This window comes from Saccharopolyspora montiporae (assembly GCF_015209505.1).
In the GTDB taxonomy this organism is placed as follows: Bacteria; Actinomycetota; Actinomycetes; order Mycobacteriales; family Pseudonocardiaceae; genus Saccharopolyspora; species Saccharopolyspora montiporae.
In genome coordinates this window covers 45,882-60,484 of record NZ_JADEYC010000021.1, presented here as the reverse complement: position 1 = coordinate 60,484, position 14,603 = coordinate 45,882, and the positions used below count along the sequence as shown (strand labels likewise).

Below are 14,603 nucleotides of genomic sequence, written 5' to 3'. Positions count from 1 at the left end.
CGCGTCCTCCAGGGGATCAGCGTCGGGCGGCGGGCAGGCCGAGTCCGACCGCGGAGATGATGTCGCGCTGCACCTCGTTCGTGCCGCCGCCGAAGGTGAGGATCAGTGCGGCCCGGTGCATCCGCTCTATGCGCCCCTGCAGCACGGCGCCGGGTGAGCCGGCGCGGATCGTGCCCGCGCTGCCGAGCACCTCCATGAGCAGCCGGTACGCCTCGGTGGCGAACTCGGTGCCGAAGACCTTGGTGGCCGAGGCGGCAGCGGGGGCGGGCTGCTGTTCGGCCGTGAAGGCGATCTTCCAGTTCATCAGCTTCAGGAAGTCCGCGCCGGCGTGCACCCGCGCCAGGTGGGTGCCCACCCATTCCTGGTCGATGACTCGGCGCCCGTCGGCCAGCCGGGTGGTGCGCGCCCAGTCGCGGACCCCGTCCAGCGCCGACCGCAGCGGGGCCGCCGAGGTCAGCGCCACCCGCTCGTGGTTGAGCTGGTTGGTGATCAGCGGCCAGCCGCCGTTCTCCTCGCCGACCAGCGCATCCGCGCCCACGAGCACGTCCTGGTAGTAGGTGGCGCTGGTGGTCGGGCCGCTGACCGTGCGCACCGGGGTCCAGGAGAAGCCCTCGGCCGAGGTGGGCACCGCCAGCACGCTGAGCCCGCGGTGCTTGCGCGCTTCGCGGTCGGTGCGGCAGGCCAGCCAGACGTAGTCGGCGTACTGGATGAGGCTGGTCCACATCTTCTGGCCGTTGATCCGGTACTGCTCGCCCTCGCGGTCGGCGGTGGTGCGCAGCGCGGCCAGGTCGGTGCCCGCGTCGGGTTCGGAATAGCCGATGGCGAAGTGGATCTCGCCCGCGGCGATGCGCGGGAGGAAGTACTCCTTCTGCGCGGCGGTGCCGTAGCGCATGATCGTCGGCGCGATGCTGTTCAGCGTCAGGAACGGCACGGGTGCACCGGCGATGGCGGCTTCATCGGTGAAGATGAGCTGGTCGAGCATGCTCCGGTTGCTGCCGCCGTACTCGGTGGGCCAGCCCAGCGCCAGCCAGCCGTCCGCACCCATGCGGCGCACCACCTGTTTGTAGGCGGTGCCGTCCCCGTAATCGCCGCCGGTGTTCAGCTCCGCGCGGAGGTCGGGGGTCATCAGGTCGTCGAAATACTCGCGCAGTTCCCGGCGGAGGCGTTCCTGCTCGGGTGTGTAGGCGATGCGCATGCACCCTCCGGTCGAGGAGTTCCGTTTCTGGAACGTGTTTCAGCAACTCTAGACCGCACATGGGTTGCGAGTCGAGTTCGGCGCCGTACAACGGCTTTCGCGGTTGGGGGGCGACCGCTGCCGAACACGTTCCTGTGCACCCGCGAACGGGCACTGCGCTGAATGGAGCAGTCACCCCTGCTTCTCCGGGTCGTTGGACCGGTCGGACGCCGGAGTCTCCCGCCGGGTCGGCCGCGCCCGCGGTGTCGCCGCGGGTGGCCGCACCGCGTTCCGGAATCGGCGCGTCCCGCCGAGATCCTGCGTCGATATAAACCGAGCAAACGCTTGATTCGGCGTTAGTAACTTGTTCTACTGTGTTCCGCGCAACAGTCCCGCAGCGGTGCGGATGATCTCGGCGAGGTGACGGTCGGTGAAAGCAGCGGTGCTCAACCAGATCGGCGACGGTGAACTGGACGTGCGTTCCGACGCCGCCACGACCGAACCGGGACCGGACGAGGTCCGCGTCCGGATCCGCGCGGCCGGGATCTGCCACAGCGATCTGTCCGCTATGGACGGAACGCTTCCTGCGCTGGCGCCGGGGATCATGGGCCACGAGGGCGCGGGCGAGATCGTCGACGTCGGTGCGCACGTGCAGGACCTGCAGCCCGGCGACCGGGTGGTGCTGTCGTTCGTGCCGCCGTGCGGCAAGTGCGTGTGCTGCCTCGGCGGGCAGCCCTATCTGTGCGAAGTGCACACCGTCGCGGCGTTCACCTCCCCGCGCTTCCTGGTCGGCGGCGAGCCCGCGTTCGGATTCGCCGGGTGCGGTGCGTTCGCCGAGGAAGTGGTGGTGCCCGCCGTCGGTGCCAACCGGATGGACCCGGACGTCCCCTTCGAGATCGGTGCGCTCATCGGCTGCGGAGTGCTCACCGGAGTCGGCTCGGTGCTCAACACCGCCGCGCTCACCCCCGGAGCCACCGTGGCGGTGTTCGGCTGCGGCGGGGTCGGCATCTCGGTCATCCAGGGCGCTCGGCTGGCCGGGGCGTCCCGGATCGTGGCCGTGGACCCCATCACCGACAAGCACGCGGACGCCCGGCGGTTCGGTGCCACGCACACCACGACCCCCGAGGGGCTGGACGAGCTCAAGGGCGAGGTGACCGGCGGGCGCGGGTTCGACTGCGCCTTCGAGGTGGTGGGCCGGTCCGCGACGATCCGGGCCGCTTACGACGCGGCGCGCCGGGGCGGCGACGTGGTCGTGGTCGGCGCCGGCGGACCGGAGGAGACGGTCGAGTTCACCGCGCAGGAGCTGTTCGTCAACGAGAAGCGGATCCTGCCGTCGTTCTACGGCTCGTGCGACCCGCGGCGGGACACCGCGCTGCTGCTCGACCTGTGGCGAGCCGGCCGGCTGGATCTGGACTCGATGATCAGCGACCGGCTGCGGCTCGACGACATCAACGACGGCCTGGCCGCGCTGAAGGCGCCGGGGGCGGGGATCCGCCGCATCGTGACCTTCTAGCGATTCCCGAGCGCCCCACCACGCGAGGAGGACTTCCCATGACGCTGACCGTGCGCAGCCACCGCGAGGCCGCTGCGCTCAAGGACGGCTTACTGCTTATCGACGGCCGATGGCGTCCCGCGGAATCGGGTGCCACCTGGACCCACCACCACCCGGCCACCGCGGAGGCCATCGGCGAATTCCCCGTCGCCGGGGCCGCGGACGTCGATGCGGCGGTGCGCGCCGCGCGGCGCGCCTTCGACGAGGGGACTTGGCCGCACGTCCGGGCGGGCGAACGGGTGCGCGTGCTGCGCGCCGTAGCCGATCTGCTGCGGGACAACGCCGACGAACTGCGCGGGCTGCAGGCGCTGGACAACGGCGTTCCGCTCTCGTTCGGCGGGGTCTACGCCGGTTCGGTCGACGTGGCCGCCGACACCTTCGAGCACCATGCCGGCTGGGTGGACAAGGCCGGCGGGGAGACGCTGCCGCCGTACCAGGGCGGTGACCACCTGGCGATGACGTTGCGCGAACCGGTCGGCGTGGTCGCCGCGGTCCTGCCGTGGAACGCGCCGTTCCTGCTGTTCGCGCAGAAACTCGCCCCGGCTCTGGCCGCCGGCTGCACCGTGGTGCTGAAACCGTCCGAGTACGCCTCGTTCAGCGTGCTGCGCATGGTGGAACTTCTGCAGGAGGCAGGGATTCCGGACGGCGTGGTCAACGTGGTGACCGGTCCGGGCGATCCCACCGGCGAAGCGCTGATCACGCACGCGCAGGTGGACAAGGTCAGCTTCACCGGCAGCCGGGACGTCGGGCGGCGGATCGTGCGCGCCTCGGCGGACACCATGAAGCGGGTTTCGCTGGAGCTGGGCGGCAAGAGTCCGGCCGTGGTCTTCCCGGATTCTGACGTCGCGCTGGCCGGGATGACCACGATGGGCATGGTGACTCTCGGGCTGTCCGGGCAGGCGTGCGTGGCGCACTCGCGCGCGCTGGTGCACCGCGACGTCTACGACGAGTTCCTCGGTGCGGCGCAGATGATCGCCGACTCGGTGACCTACGGTGACCCGTTCGACGCGTCGGTGCAGTCCAGCCCGCTGATCAACGCCCGGCAGCTGGAGCGCGTGCTCGGCTACATCTCTGCGGGCACCGATCAGGGCGCCCGCCTGGTGACCGGCGGGAACCGACCGGACGGCGAGCTGGCCGCGGGCAACTTCGTGCGCCCGGCGCTGTTCGCCGACGTGGACAACTCGATGGCCATCGCCCAGGAGGAGATCTTCGGCCCGGTGCTGTCCGTCGTGCCGTTCTCCGACGAGGACGAGGCGGTGCGCCTGGCCAACGACACCGAGTACGGCCTCGGTGCGGGGCTGTACACCAACGACGCCCGGCGGGCCTTCCGGATGGCCAAGCGGCTGCGCGCCGGAACGGTCGGCATCAACGGTTTCCAGGTGGAACCGCACCTGCCGTTCGGCGGCTACAAGCAGTCCGGGCTCGGCCGGGAGGGCGGGCGCAGCTCGTTCGAGGCCTACACCGAGCTCAAGACCGTGCTCCTCCCGTTGTCCGACGAGGTGATCTGACATGCGATTGGCGGACAAGGTAGCGATCGTCACCGGGGCCGCGAACGGGCAGGGCGCGGCCACCGCGCGCAGATTCGTGCAGGAGGGCGCGCGGGTGGTCGTCGCCGACGTCGACGACGAGGCGGGCGCGCAGCTGGCCGAGGAGCTCGGTCCGGCCGCGGTGTACCAGCACCTGGACGTGGGCTCCGAGGACGACTGGAGCGATGCGGTGCGCGCGGTCAGCGCACTGGGCAGGGTCGACGTGCTGGTGAACAACGCCGGGGTGCTGAGCTTCTCCACGATCGACGAGATCGAGCTGGCCGACTACGAGCGCGTGATCCGGGTGAACCAGACCGGGCCGCTGCTGGGGATGCGCGCGGTGATCCCGCGGATGTCCGAGGGTGGCGGATCGATCATCAACGTGTCCAGTGTGGAGGGACTTGCCGGGATGGCCGGTGTGGTCGCCTACACGGCGAGCAAGTTCGCGGTACGCGGGATGAGCAAGGTGGCCGCCGTCGAGCTCGGCGGTCGCGGGATCCGGGTCAACTCGGTGCATCCCGGAATGGTGGACACCGGAATGGTTTCCACGGCGGTCGGTGGTCCGGTGCCGATGGACGAGATCGGCAAGCGCGTCGCGCTGGGCCGGGTCGCGCGCCCGGACGAGATCGCCGAGCTCGCGGTGTTCCTCGCCGCGGACGAGAGCTCGTACTGCACCGGTGCCGAGTTCGTCGCCGACGGCGGTGCCACGGCTACGCATTCGCTGGGCTGATCCGGCCAGCAGGTACTTTCCCGGAACCCGTTGCGCGGGCCCGGGTTCTGACGACACCCGAGGGAGGTGTGCGCAATGGGCGTGGAAGTCGCCGTCGACGGCCTGTCGAAGTCGTTCAGCGGCCAGAAGATCTGGTCCGATGTCACGCTGACGTTGCCCCCAGGAGAGGTCAGTGCGCTGCTCGGCCCCTCCGGAACCGGAAAATCCGTGTTCCTGAAGTCGCTCATCGGGCTGCTGCGCCCGGAACGGGGTTCGGTCGTGGTGTCCGGTACGGACGTCTGCGCCTGCCGGGAGAACGAACTGCAGGAGGTGCGGAAGCGGTTCGGGGTGCTGTTCCAGGACGGGGCGCTGTTCGGGTCGATGGACCTGTACGACAACGTCGCATTTCCGCTGCGCGAGCACACCAGGTGCACTGAACAGCAGGTCCGGGACATCGTCATGAGCAAGCTGGACATGGTGGGGCTCACCGGGGCCGAGGACAAGCTGCCCGGGGAGATCTCCGGCGGGATGCGCAAGCGGGCGGGCCTGGCCCGCGCGCTGGTGCTGGACCCGGAGGTCATCCTGTGCGACGAGCCGGATTCCGGATTGGATCCCGTGCGCACCGCCTACCTCTCCCAGTTGCTCATCGACCTGAACACGCAGATCGACGCGACGATCCTCATCGTCACGCACAACATCCAGGTCGCCCGCACGGTCCCGGACAACCTCGGTCTGCTGTTCCGCGGGGAACTCGTCGCTTTCGGCCCGCGGGAGGATCTGCTCAGCAGCAGCGAACCGGTGGTGCGCCAATTCCTCAACGGACGCCGCGCCGGTCCGATCGGGATGAGCGAGGAGAAGGACGCCACCACGGCGGCCGCGGAGATGGCCGCGGACCCGCGCATGTCCGATGTGGACGAACTTCTGCCGCAACTTGAACCGAGTCCGGGACTGGGTCCGCGGGCCGCGGTTCAGCGCCGGATGCAGCGAACCGGTCGGCAGAGTGCGTGGTCCGGAGCGCCGCAGTGAACTCACCCGGCAAGTCCCACCACGTACCCGTCAGCGCCGGGCTCGGCCACGTCGGGAAGATGTCCACCCTGGCCTGGCAGGTGCTGCGCGCGATGCCGCGCCGCCCCTTCCAGGTCCGGGAATGCGTGCAGCAGGCGTGGTTCTTCGCCAGCGTCACGATCTTGCCGACCGCGATGGTGGCGATCCCGTTCGGCGCGGTCATCGCGATGCAGCTTGGTTCGCTCACCCAGCAGATCGGCGCGCAGTCGTTCACCGGTGCGGCCAGCGCGCTGGCCCTGCTGCAGCAGGCCTCCCCGCTGATCACCGCGCTGCTGGTCGCCGGTGCGGGCGGATCGGCCATGTGCGCCGATATCGGCGCCCGCGCCATCCGCGAGGAGATCGCGGCCATGGAGGTGCTCGGCGTCTCGCCGGTGCACCGGCTCATCGTGCCGCGCGTCGTGGGCGCGGTCCTGGTGTCGCTGCTGCTCAACGGCCTGGTCAGCGTGGTCGGCGTGCTCGGCGGCTACTTCTTCAACGTCGTCCTACAGGGCGGTACTCCCGGTGCGTACCTGGCCAGCTTCAACGCGTTGGCGCAGCTGCCGGACCTGTGGGTCAGCGAGTTCAAAGCACTGCTGTACGGATTCGTCGCCGGTGTGGTGGCCGCCTACCGGGGGTTGAACCCGGCCGGCGGGCCGAAGGGCGTCGGGGACGCGGTGAACCAGGCGGTGGTGATCACCTTCCTGCTGCTGTTCCTGATCAACCTCGTCATCACCGGCATCTACCTGCAGCTCGTCCCGCCGAAGGGCTTGTGATCGCCATGACCGCGGTGGAAACCGCTCCGCAGCGAGCGCCCGGCCGGGTGCGCCGCGGAGTCACGCGCTCCGGGGACGTCATGGCCGGCCTGGGCTGGCAGCTGTCCTTCTACGCCCGGGCGCTCGCGCTCGCCCCGACCACGCTGCGCCGCTACCCGCGGGAGACCGCGCGCCTGCTCACCGAGGTCGTGTTCGGCAGCGGGGCGCTGGCGGTCATCGGCGGCACGCTCGGCGTGATGGTCGGCATGACCCTGTGCACCGGCGCGGTGGTGGGCCTGCAGGGCTACTCCTCGCTGGACCAGCTCGGCAGTTCCGCGCTGACCGGGTTCATCGCCGCCTACTTCGACACCCGCGAGGTCGCGCCGCTGTCGGCCGGGCTGGCGTTGTCGGCCACCGTCGGCTGCGGGTTCACCGCCCAGCTGGGCGCCATGCGCATCTCCGACGAGATCGACGCGCTCGAAGTGATGGGCGTGCGCACCGTGCCCTACCTGGTGACCAGCCGCGTGCTGGCCGGCATCGCGGCCGTGATCCCGCTGTACGTGGTCGGGCTGCTGGGCTCCTACTTCGCGTCGCGGCAGATCACCGTGTGGTTCTACGGGCAGTCCGCCGGGACCTACGACCACTACTTCCACCTGTTCCTGCCGCCGCAAGACGTGCTGTGGTCCTTCGGCAAGGTGCTGGTGTTCAGCGTCGTGGTGATCCTGACCCACTGCTACTACGGCTACACCGCGCGCGGCGGTCCCGCCGGTGTCGGGATCGCGGTGGGCCGGGCGGTGCGCACCTCGATCGTGCTGGTCGCGGTGCTGGACTTCTTCCTCAGCCTCGCGATCTGGGGCTCCACCACGACCGTTCGGATATCCGGATGAACCGGCGTAGCAGGCGCCGCTACCAGGCGCTCGGGATGGCGTTCCTCCTGGCCGCGGGGTTGTTCTTCGCGGGCAGCATCGGCAGCTACCAGAAGGTGTTCACGTCGATCGTTCCGGTGCAGCTGGAGACCGATCGGATCGGCAACCAGATGCGCACCGGTGCCGACGTGAAAGCCCGCGGGGTGGTGGTCGGCGAGGTCCGCGAGGTGCAGGCGAAAAGCGCTGACGGTGCCGTGCTCGACCTGGCGCTGCAACCGGATCAGGTCGAGCGCATCCCCAGCGATTCGTCGGCCCGACTGGTGCCCAAGACGCTGTTCGGTGAGCGCTACGTCGACCTGGAGATCCCGGAGGATTCGTCCGGGCCCGCGCTCGGCGCCGGGGACGTGATCCCGCAGGACCGCTCCGAGTCGGCGATCGAGGTGGAGAAGGTGCTCGACGACCTGATGCCGGTGCTGCAGGCGGTGCAGCCGCAGAAGCTGTCCAGCACGCTGCGCGCGGTGTCCGAAGCGGTCGAGGGCCGCGGTGAGCAGCTCGGCGACACGCTCGTGGAGATGGACCGCTACCTGGCGGAGCTGAACCCGTCGCTGCCGAAGCTGCAGTCCGTCGTGTCCCGGCTGGACGACGTGGCCCGCACCTACGACGACGCGGCCCCGAACATCACCCAGGCGCTGGAGGACCTCAGCACCACGAGCCGGACGGTCTCCGAGCAGCGCGGGCAGCTGTCGACCATGATCGACAGCGTCACGGGGGCTGCGCAGACCAGCGAGCGGTTCCTGGACAACAACGGGGACAACCTCATCCAGCTGGCCGGCTCCTCCCGGCCGTCCCTGGAGCTGCTCGCCAAGTACGCACCCGAATACCCGTGCATGCTGCAGCAGTTCGCGGCGGCCATCCCCAACGGCGAGAAGTCCTTCGGCAAGGGGACCGAGCACCCGGAGATCGCGAAGTTCACGCTGGAGATCACCAGCAGTCGCGGTAAGTACGAGCCCGGGCGGGACACCCCGCAGTACCTGGATCAGCGCGGACCCCGTTGCTACCCGTGGGTGGAGCCGCCGCAGACGTTCCCGCAGTACCCGCCGGGCGGGCCGATCGAGGACGGTTCGGTGTTCCCGGATCCGCCGAAGGAGCAGGACAACCTGCCGTGGCTCACCGACGCCACCGGTACGCAGAACAACAGCCCGGCCAACACCCCGGCCGAGCAGGACGTGATCAGCTCGATGATGGCCCCCGAGATGGGCGTGGAGCGCGACGACGTTCCGGGCTGGAGCGGTCTGCTCGTCGGGCCCATGTTCCGCGGAGCGGAGGTGGACCTGAAATGAGATCCCTGGCCGCACCGCTGACGAAACTGATCGTGTTCGCGGTGGTCACGGTATTGCTCACCGGTGTGCTGGCGGCGACGATCGCCGCGTCGGACTCCGGTTCCCAGAACGGGTACTCGGCGCGGTTCGCCGATGCCTCCGGCTTGGACGAGGGCGACGAGGTTCGGATGGCGGGCGTGCGCGTCGGTCAGGTGAGCGGACTGGAGGTGGCGCCCGACTCCACCGCGGTGGTCCGGTTCGATCTGGCCGCCGACCGCCGGCTGCCCGCCGATGCGCAAGCGGTCGTGAAGTACCGCAACCTGGCCGGGCAGCGCTACCTCGCGCTGGACGCCCAACTGGAACCGAATGAGCGGAAACTGCCGCACGGGGCGGAAATCCCGGTGCACAACACCCACCCGGCGCTGAACCTGACCGAGCTGTTCAACGGGTTCAAACCGCTGTTCCAAGCGCTGGAACCGCAGCAGATCAACCAGCTGTCCGGCGAGATCATCCAGGTGCTGCAGGGCGAAGGCAGCACCGTGGAGAGCCTGCTGCAGCACACCGCATCGCTGACGTCCACGATCGCGCGCAAGGACGAGGTCATCGGCCAGGTGATCGACAACCTGGAGCAGGTCGTGGGCACGGTCAACGAGCAGGGGCCGCAGCTCGGCCAGCTGATCGACTCGATGCAGCAGCTCACCAGCGGGTTCGCCGAACAGCGCGAACCGATCGGCCAGGCGGTCGACTCGATGGGCGAGCTCTCGCACGTCACCGGTGGGCTGCTCGAAGAGGCGCGGCCGCCGCTGAAGCGCGACATCGCTGAACTGGACCGGCTCAGCGGGTTGCTCAACTCCGAGCAGCCCGAGTTGGAGCGCCAGTTGCGCACGGTTCCGCACCGGCTCAACGAACTGACCCGCACCGTCAGCTACGGCAGCTGGTTCAACTTCTACCTGTGCCGGATGTCCGGGACCGTCGGCATCTCCGACTTCAACCTGAAGGTGCCGATCATCCCCGTTGCGGACACGGAAATGCCCGAGAGGTGCAGCCCCGAATGAAGCGGATCGAGGAACGCAGCAAACCTGCGGTCGGCGTGGTGACGCTCGCACTGATCATCACCGTGTGCGTCCTGGCCTTCTTCGGCAGGGATCTGCCGGTGGTCGGCACCGGTACCGGCCACGAGGCGTACTTCGCCGAGTCCGCGGGCTTGAAGCCGGGCAATGACGTGCAGGTGGCGGGTGTGAAGGCCGGCGAGGTCACCGGTGTGGAGCTGGACGGCAAGCGGGTGCTGGTCGACTTCCGCGTCGAGGACGCGCGCCTCGGGCAGCAGACCCGGGCCGGCATCGAGATCAAGACGCTGCTCGGCGAGAAGATGCTGGTGCTCGAACCGAAGGGCACCGGCGATCTCGACGAGCCGATCCCGGTGGAGCGCACCACCGCCCCGTTCGACATCCCGGACGCGCTGGACGAGCTGACCCGCACCACCGAGCAGCTCGACACCGAGCAGCTCGCGGAGAGCTTCCGCACGGTCTCGGACACCTTCCGCGGAGCCGACCAGCACCTGGGGCCGGCCGTCGAGGGGCTCGCGGACCTGTCCGAGACGGTGGCCTCCCGCGATGAGCAGCTCGGCAACCTGCTGCAGGACACCGAGGGGGTCACCCGCATCGTGGCCGAGCGCGACGAGCAGGTCAGCAGGTTGATCTCGGACGGCAACGTGCTGCTGGAGGAATTGCAGCAGCGCCGCCAGGCCATCCACGAGCTGCTGACCGGAACCGAGCGGTTGTCCCGCGAGTTGCGCGGCCTGGTCGCCGACCACGAGGAGACCCTGAAACCGGCATTGCAGAAGATGGACCAGCTCACCGGCATGCTGAGCCGGAACCGGGACAACATCGACAAGGTCATCTCCTCGATGGCGCCGTACGTGCGCGGGTTCAACAACACGGTGGGCAACGGCCGGTGGTTCGACGGCTACATCTGCGGGCTGCTCCCGCCGCCGGTCAAGATCGGGCCGGTGGAGACCAACACCGACACCTGCGAACTGCCCGTGCCCCAGCGCGAAGTCCCGGCAGGAGGCCAGTGATGCGTAAGCGCACGACGATGCTGCTGGCCGCCGGGTGCGCCGTGGTGCTGCTGGCCACCGCGGGCCTGTGGTGGCTGTTCACCGACCAGGGGACCCGGATCACCGCCTACTTCGACCGCGCGGTCGGCGTGTACGCCGGATCGAGCGTGCGGGTGCTGGGCGTGGAGTCCGGTCGGATCGAGCGGGTGGTCCCAGACGGGGACGCGGTGCGGGTGGATCTGCGCGTGGACGAGGGCGTGGACGTGCCCGCGGACGCGAAGGCGGTCGTGGTCGCGCCGAGCCTGGTCTCGGATCGCTACGTCCAACTCACCCCGGCCTACGACACGGGCCCGCGGATGGAATCCGGCACGGTGCTCGGCGGGGATCGGACGGCGACCCCGGCCGAGCTCGACGAGCTCTACCGCAGCGCCAACGCCCTGTCCAAGGCCCTCGGCCCGGAGGGTGCGAACCGGGAAGGAGCGCTCAACGAGGTGCTCAAGACGTCCTCGGCGGCGCTGGAGGGCAACGGCAAGAACATGAACGAGACCGTGGGCAGGCTCGCCGATCTCGCCGACACGCTGCACGGCAACCAGGACGACCTGTTCGCCACCGTGGACAACCTCAACGAGTTCACCGCCACGCTCGCCGCCAGCGACCAGCAGATCCGCGAGTTCAACGGTCGGGTCAGCGATGTCACCGGATTCCTCGGCGACGAGCAGGAGCAGATCGGCACCTCGCTGGAGCAGCTGTCCGTCGCGCTGGACGAGGTGTCCGGGTTCGTCAAGGACAACCGCGAGCTCCTGTCGAGCAACGTGCGCAACCTGACCGGGGTCAGCCAGGCGCTCGTGGACCAGCGCGAGTCGCTCGGGGAATTGCTCGACGTGGCACCGCTGGGCGCCACCAACTTCATCAACTCCTACGACGCGGCGTCCGGCAGCGTGGCCGTGCGCGGGCACTTCAACGAGCTCACCCATCCGCCGGCTCTGATGCTGTGCAAGCTGCTGCAGCACTCGGTGCCGGAACCGATCCCGGAGGGGTTGCGCCCGATCTGCGACAAGGTGGCGCCGTTCATCGACGGGACGCTGGACCTGCCGTCGCTCGGGGAGAGCCTGCACCACCTGCAGCAAGGCGAGTTGCCCCCGCTGCCGATGGTGCGACCGCAGCACCTGCTGGAGCAGGAACAGCAGGAACAGGAGGGCGGCCGATGAACCGGATGCGTGTGGCGGCCGTCGCGGCACTGGTGGCGCTGACGAGCGGATGCGGCAACGCGGGGTTCGGCGGTCTCTACGACGCCCCGCTGCCCGGCGGTGCGGACCTCGGTGCCGAACCGCTCCGGGTCACCGCGGAATTCGCCGATGTGCTCGACCTGGTCCCGCAGGCGGGCGTGAAGGTCAACGACGTCTCGGTGGGCCGGGTGGAACGCATCGAGCTCGGCCCCGACAACTCGACGGTGCGGGTGCGCCTGGTCGTCAACGGCGACGTCGACCTGCCGGCGAACGCGCACGCCCGGCTGCGCCAGTCGAGCCTGCTCGGCGAGAAGTTCGTGGAGTTGACCCGGCCCCAGCAGCCGCAGGGCGAGCTCGCGGAAGGGGCGGTCGTCCCGCTGGAGCGCACCAACCGCAACCCCCAGGTCGAAGAGGTGCTCGGCGCGCTGTCGATGCTGCTCAACGGCGGTGGTGTGTCCCAGCTGCAGGACATCGTGGGTGAGCTGAACAAGGCGTTCGACGGCAACGAGGCCGAAATCCGCAGCCTGCTGGGCAACCTGGACGAGACGGTGTCCCGGCTGGACGCGCAGAAGGGCGACATCACGCGCGCCATCGACAGCCTCGCCGGCCTGTCCGGCACGTTGCGCGAGCAGACCGGGCAGATCGAGACCGGACTGCGCGATCTGGAACCGGGAATCCGGGTCCTGGAGGAGCAGCGGGGCGGCCTCGTGCGGATGCTGCAGTCGCTGGACGAGCTCTCCGGGGTGGCCACGGGCACCGTCAACGCCAGCCAGGACGATCTGATCGCCAACCTGAACGCCATCGAGCCGTCGCTGCGCCAACTGGCCAACACCGGTTCCGAACTGCCGGATGCGATCGGCTTCCTGGCCACCTACCCGTTCCCGGAGTACGCGATGAAGCCGCTCAAGGGCGACTTCGTGAACGCCGATGTGCGGGTGGACCTGGAACTGTCCGGGTTGGTGGAGAACCTCACGCGCTCGTCCGGTCCGCTCCTGCCCATCGCGGGGATCAACGACGCACCGCCCAAGGACGCGCCGAAGAGCCGCCCGGACGGCGAATCACCGCCCCCGGACGACGCGCAGGGCGGTCCGGGCGAGGCTCCGGCGACCCCGGAGGCCGGTGACCCGCCGAACGACGACGACCAGCAGGACGACGACCAGACCCCGGGTCCGGGAGCCGACGACGACCTGTGGGTGCCGCTGCCGAGCCGAACCGAGGAGCCCCGATGACCGGACGGGGAACGAAACTGCGCCTCGTGGCGTTCATGGTGATCGCGGTGGTGGGCATCGGGTACACCGGTGCGCAGTACGCGGGGGTCGACCGCTTGCTGGGATACGGTGGCTACACGGTCACGGTGAACATGCCCGACTCCGGCGGGGTGTTCAACAACTCCGAGGTCACCTACCGCGGCGTCGCGGTCGGCCGGGTGACGCAGATGGATCTCACCGAGGACGGCATCGCGGTGCGGATGCACATCGACGACGGGGCGCCGCCGATCCCGGCAGCGGGCACCCGCGCGGCGGTCGCGAACCGCTCCGCGGTCGGCGAGCAGTACGTCGACCTGCGCCCGTCCGGGAAATCGGCACCGTATCTGGACGAGGGATCGGTCATCCCGCCCGAGCGCACCAGCACCCCGCTGCCGCCCGAGGCGTTGCTGGTGGACCTGGACCGCCTGGTGGATGGGCTGCCCGCCGACGATTTGCGCACGGTGGTCGACGAGGTGGGCACCGCGTTCGAGGGGCGGGGCCAGGACCTGCAGCGCATCCTGGACGCGGCCGGCCCGCTGACCCGGGAGGCCCGCCAGCACTTGCCGCAGACGCGCGGGCTGCTGGACAACGGCGACACGGTGCTGCGCACCCAGCAGGAGCAGGGACAGCAGATCCGCGACTTCAGCGAAGGCCTCCAGGAGATCTCCGGCCGGCTGCGCGAGTCCGACCCCGACGCGCGCAGGCTGCTCAAGACCGCGCCGGACGCGGCCGACGAGCTGGACGGCTTCCTCCGGGAGACCGGCGACGACTTCGGGCTCGTGATGGCCAACATGCTGACCACCAGCAGGCTCACCGAGTCCCGGCAGGCCGGGATCGAGCAGCTGCTGGTGGCCGGGCCGGTCATCTCCTCGTTCACGCACACCCTGTCGCCGGACGCCACCGGGCACCTCGGCGTGGTGCTGAACTTCTTCAACCCGATCAACTGCACGTCGGGCTACGAGGGGACACCGCGCAAATCCGGCAGTGAAACGCAGAGCACGCCGGCCAACACCGATCTCGGCTGCGACGAGCCACCGGACAGCCCGACGGGGGTGCGCGGGTCGCAGAACGCGCCGCGCGAGCCGATTCCGGAGCCGGTTCCCCCGCCAGTGCCACTCGTTCCCTGAATGTC

General features: G+C 69.7%; 13 protein-coding genes. 12 read left to right on the top strand and 1 reads right to left on the bottom strand.

Translation table 11 applies throughout. The features are described from left to right. Positions 1 to 16: 16 nt before the first annotated feature. Complete coding sequence (locus IQ251_RS13545; RefSeq protein WP_193928916.1) at positions 17 to 1,195, bottom strand: acyl-CoA dehydrogenase family protein; 1,179 nt, start codon at positions 1,193 to 1,195, stop codon at positions 17 to 19. A 409-nt stretch (positions 1,196 to 1,604) separates the two neighbouring features. On the opposite strand from IQ251_RS13545, the gene IQ251_RS13540 reads away from it, so the two are divergent. The 12 genes from IQ251_RS13540 (at position 1,605) to IQ251_RS13485 (ending at position 14,598) form a co-directional block, all read left to right on the top strand. Beyond that, the gene (locus tag IQ251_RS13540; RefSeq protein ID WP_193928915.1) at positions 1,605 to 2,687 is read left to right on the top strand and encodes a Zn-dependent alcohol dehydrogenase; all 1,083 of its coding nucleotides are present in this window, start codon (positions 1,605 to 1,607) and stop codon (positions 2,685 to 2,687) included. 38 nt (positions 2,688 to 2,725) lie between these two features. Next, a complete protein-coding gene (locus IQ251_RS13535) occupies positions 2,726 to 4,234 on the top strand; it encodes an aldehyde dehydrogenase family protein (protein WP_193928914.1) in 1,509 nt (502 codons plus the stop codon). Between the two features lies 1 nt (position 4,235). Further along, positions 4,236 to 4,982, top strand: coding sequence for a glucose 1-dehydrogenase (locus IQ251_RS13530; protein WP_193928913.1), 747 nt, complete (start codon positions 4,236 to 4,238; stop codon positions 4,980 to 4,982). 75 nt (positions 4,983 to 5,057) lie between these two features. Next, complete coding sequence (locus tag IQ251_RS13525) at positions 5,058 to 5,987, top strand: ABC transporter ATP-binding protein (RefSeq protein ID WP_193928912.1); 930 nt, start codon at positions 5,058 to 5,060, stop codon at positions 5,985 to 5,987. A 59-nt stretch (positions 5,988 to 6,046) separates the two neighbouring features. After that, complete coding sequence (locus tag IQ251_RS13520) at positions 6,047 to 6,778, top strand: MlaE family ABC transporter permease (protein ID WP_193929019.1); 732 nt, start codon at positions 6,047 to 6,049, stop codon at positions 6,776 to 6,778. A 5-nt stretch (positions 6,779 to 6,783) separates the two neighbouring features. After that, on the top strand, positions 6,784 to 7,644 hold the full coding sequence (locus tag IQ251_RS13515; protein ID WP_193928911.1) for an MlaE family ABC transporter permease: 861 nt from the start codon (positions 6,784 to 6,786) through the stop codon (positions 7,642 to 7,644). Then, positions 7,641 to 8,963: an MCE family protein gene (locus IQ251_RS13510; protein ID WP_193928910.1), complete on the top strand. Its 1,323-nt coding sequence runs from the start codon at positions 7,641 to 7,643 to the stop codon at positions 8,961 to 8,963. The genes IQ251_RS13515 and IQ251_RS13510 overlap by 4 nt, the downstream gene beginning before the upstream one ends. After that, on the top strand, positions 8,960 to 9,997 hold the full coding sequence (locus tag IQ251_RS13505) for an MCE family protein (protein WP_193928909.1): 1,038 nt from the start codon (positions 8,960 to 8,962) through the stop codon (positions 9,995 to 9,997). The genes IQ251_RS13510 and IQ251_RS13505 overlap by 4 nt, the downstream gene beginning before the upstream one ends. Further along, on the top strand, positions 9,994 to 11,019 hold the full coding sequence (locus tag IQ251_RS13500; RefSeq protein WP_193928908.1) for an MCE family protein: 1,026 nt from the start codon (positions 9,994 to 9,996) through the stop codon (positions 11,017 to 11,019). Before IQ251_RS13505 ends, IQ251_RS13500 begins: the two co-directional genes overlap by 4 nt. After that, entirely contained in the window at positions 11,019 to 12,206 is a 1,188-nt protein-coding gene (locus tag IQ251_RS13495; protein WP_193928907.1) for an MCE family protein, read from the top strand. Before IQ251_RS13500 ends, IQ251_RS13495 begins: the two co-directional genes overlap by 1 nt. Next, positions 12,203 to 13,453, top strand: coding sequence for an MCE family protein (locus IQ251_RS13490; RefSeq protein ID WP_228046798.1), 1,251 nt, complete (start codon positions 12,203 to 12,205; stop codon positions 13,451 to 13,453). Before IQ251_RS13495 ends, IQ251_RS13490 begins: the two co-directional genes overlap by 4 nt. Beyond that, the gene (locus IQ251_RS13485) at positions 13,450 to 14,598 is read left to right on the top strand and encodes an MCE family protein (RefSeq protein WP_193928906.1); all 1,149 of its coding nucleotides are present in this window, start codon (positions 13,450 to 13,452) and stop codon (positions 14,596 to 14,598) included. Before IQ251_RS13490 ends, IQ251_RS13485 begins: the two co-directional genes overlap by 4 nt. Positions 14,599 to 14,603: the final 5 nt, after the last annotated feature.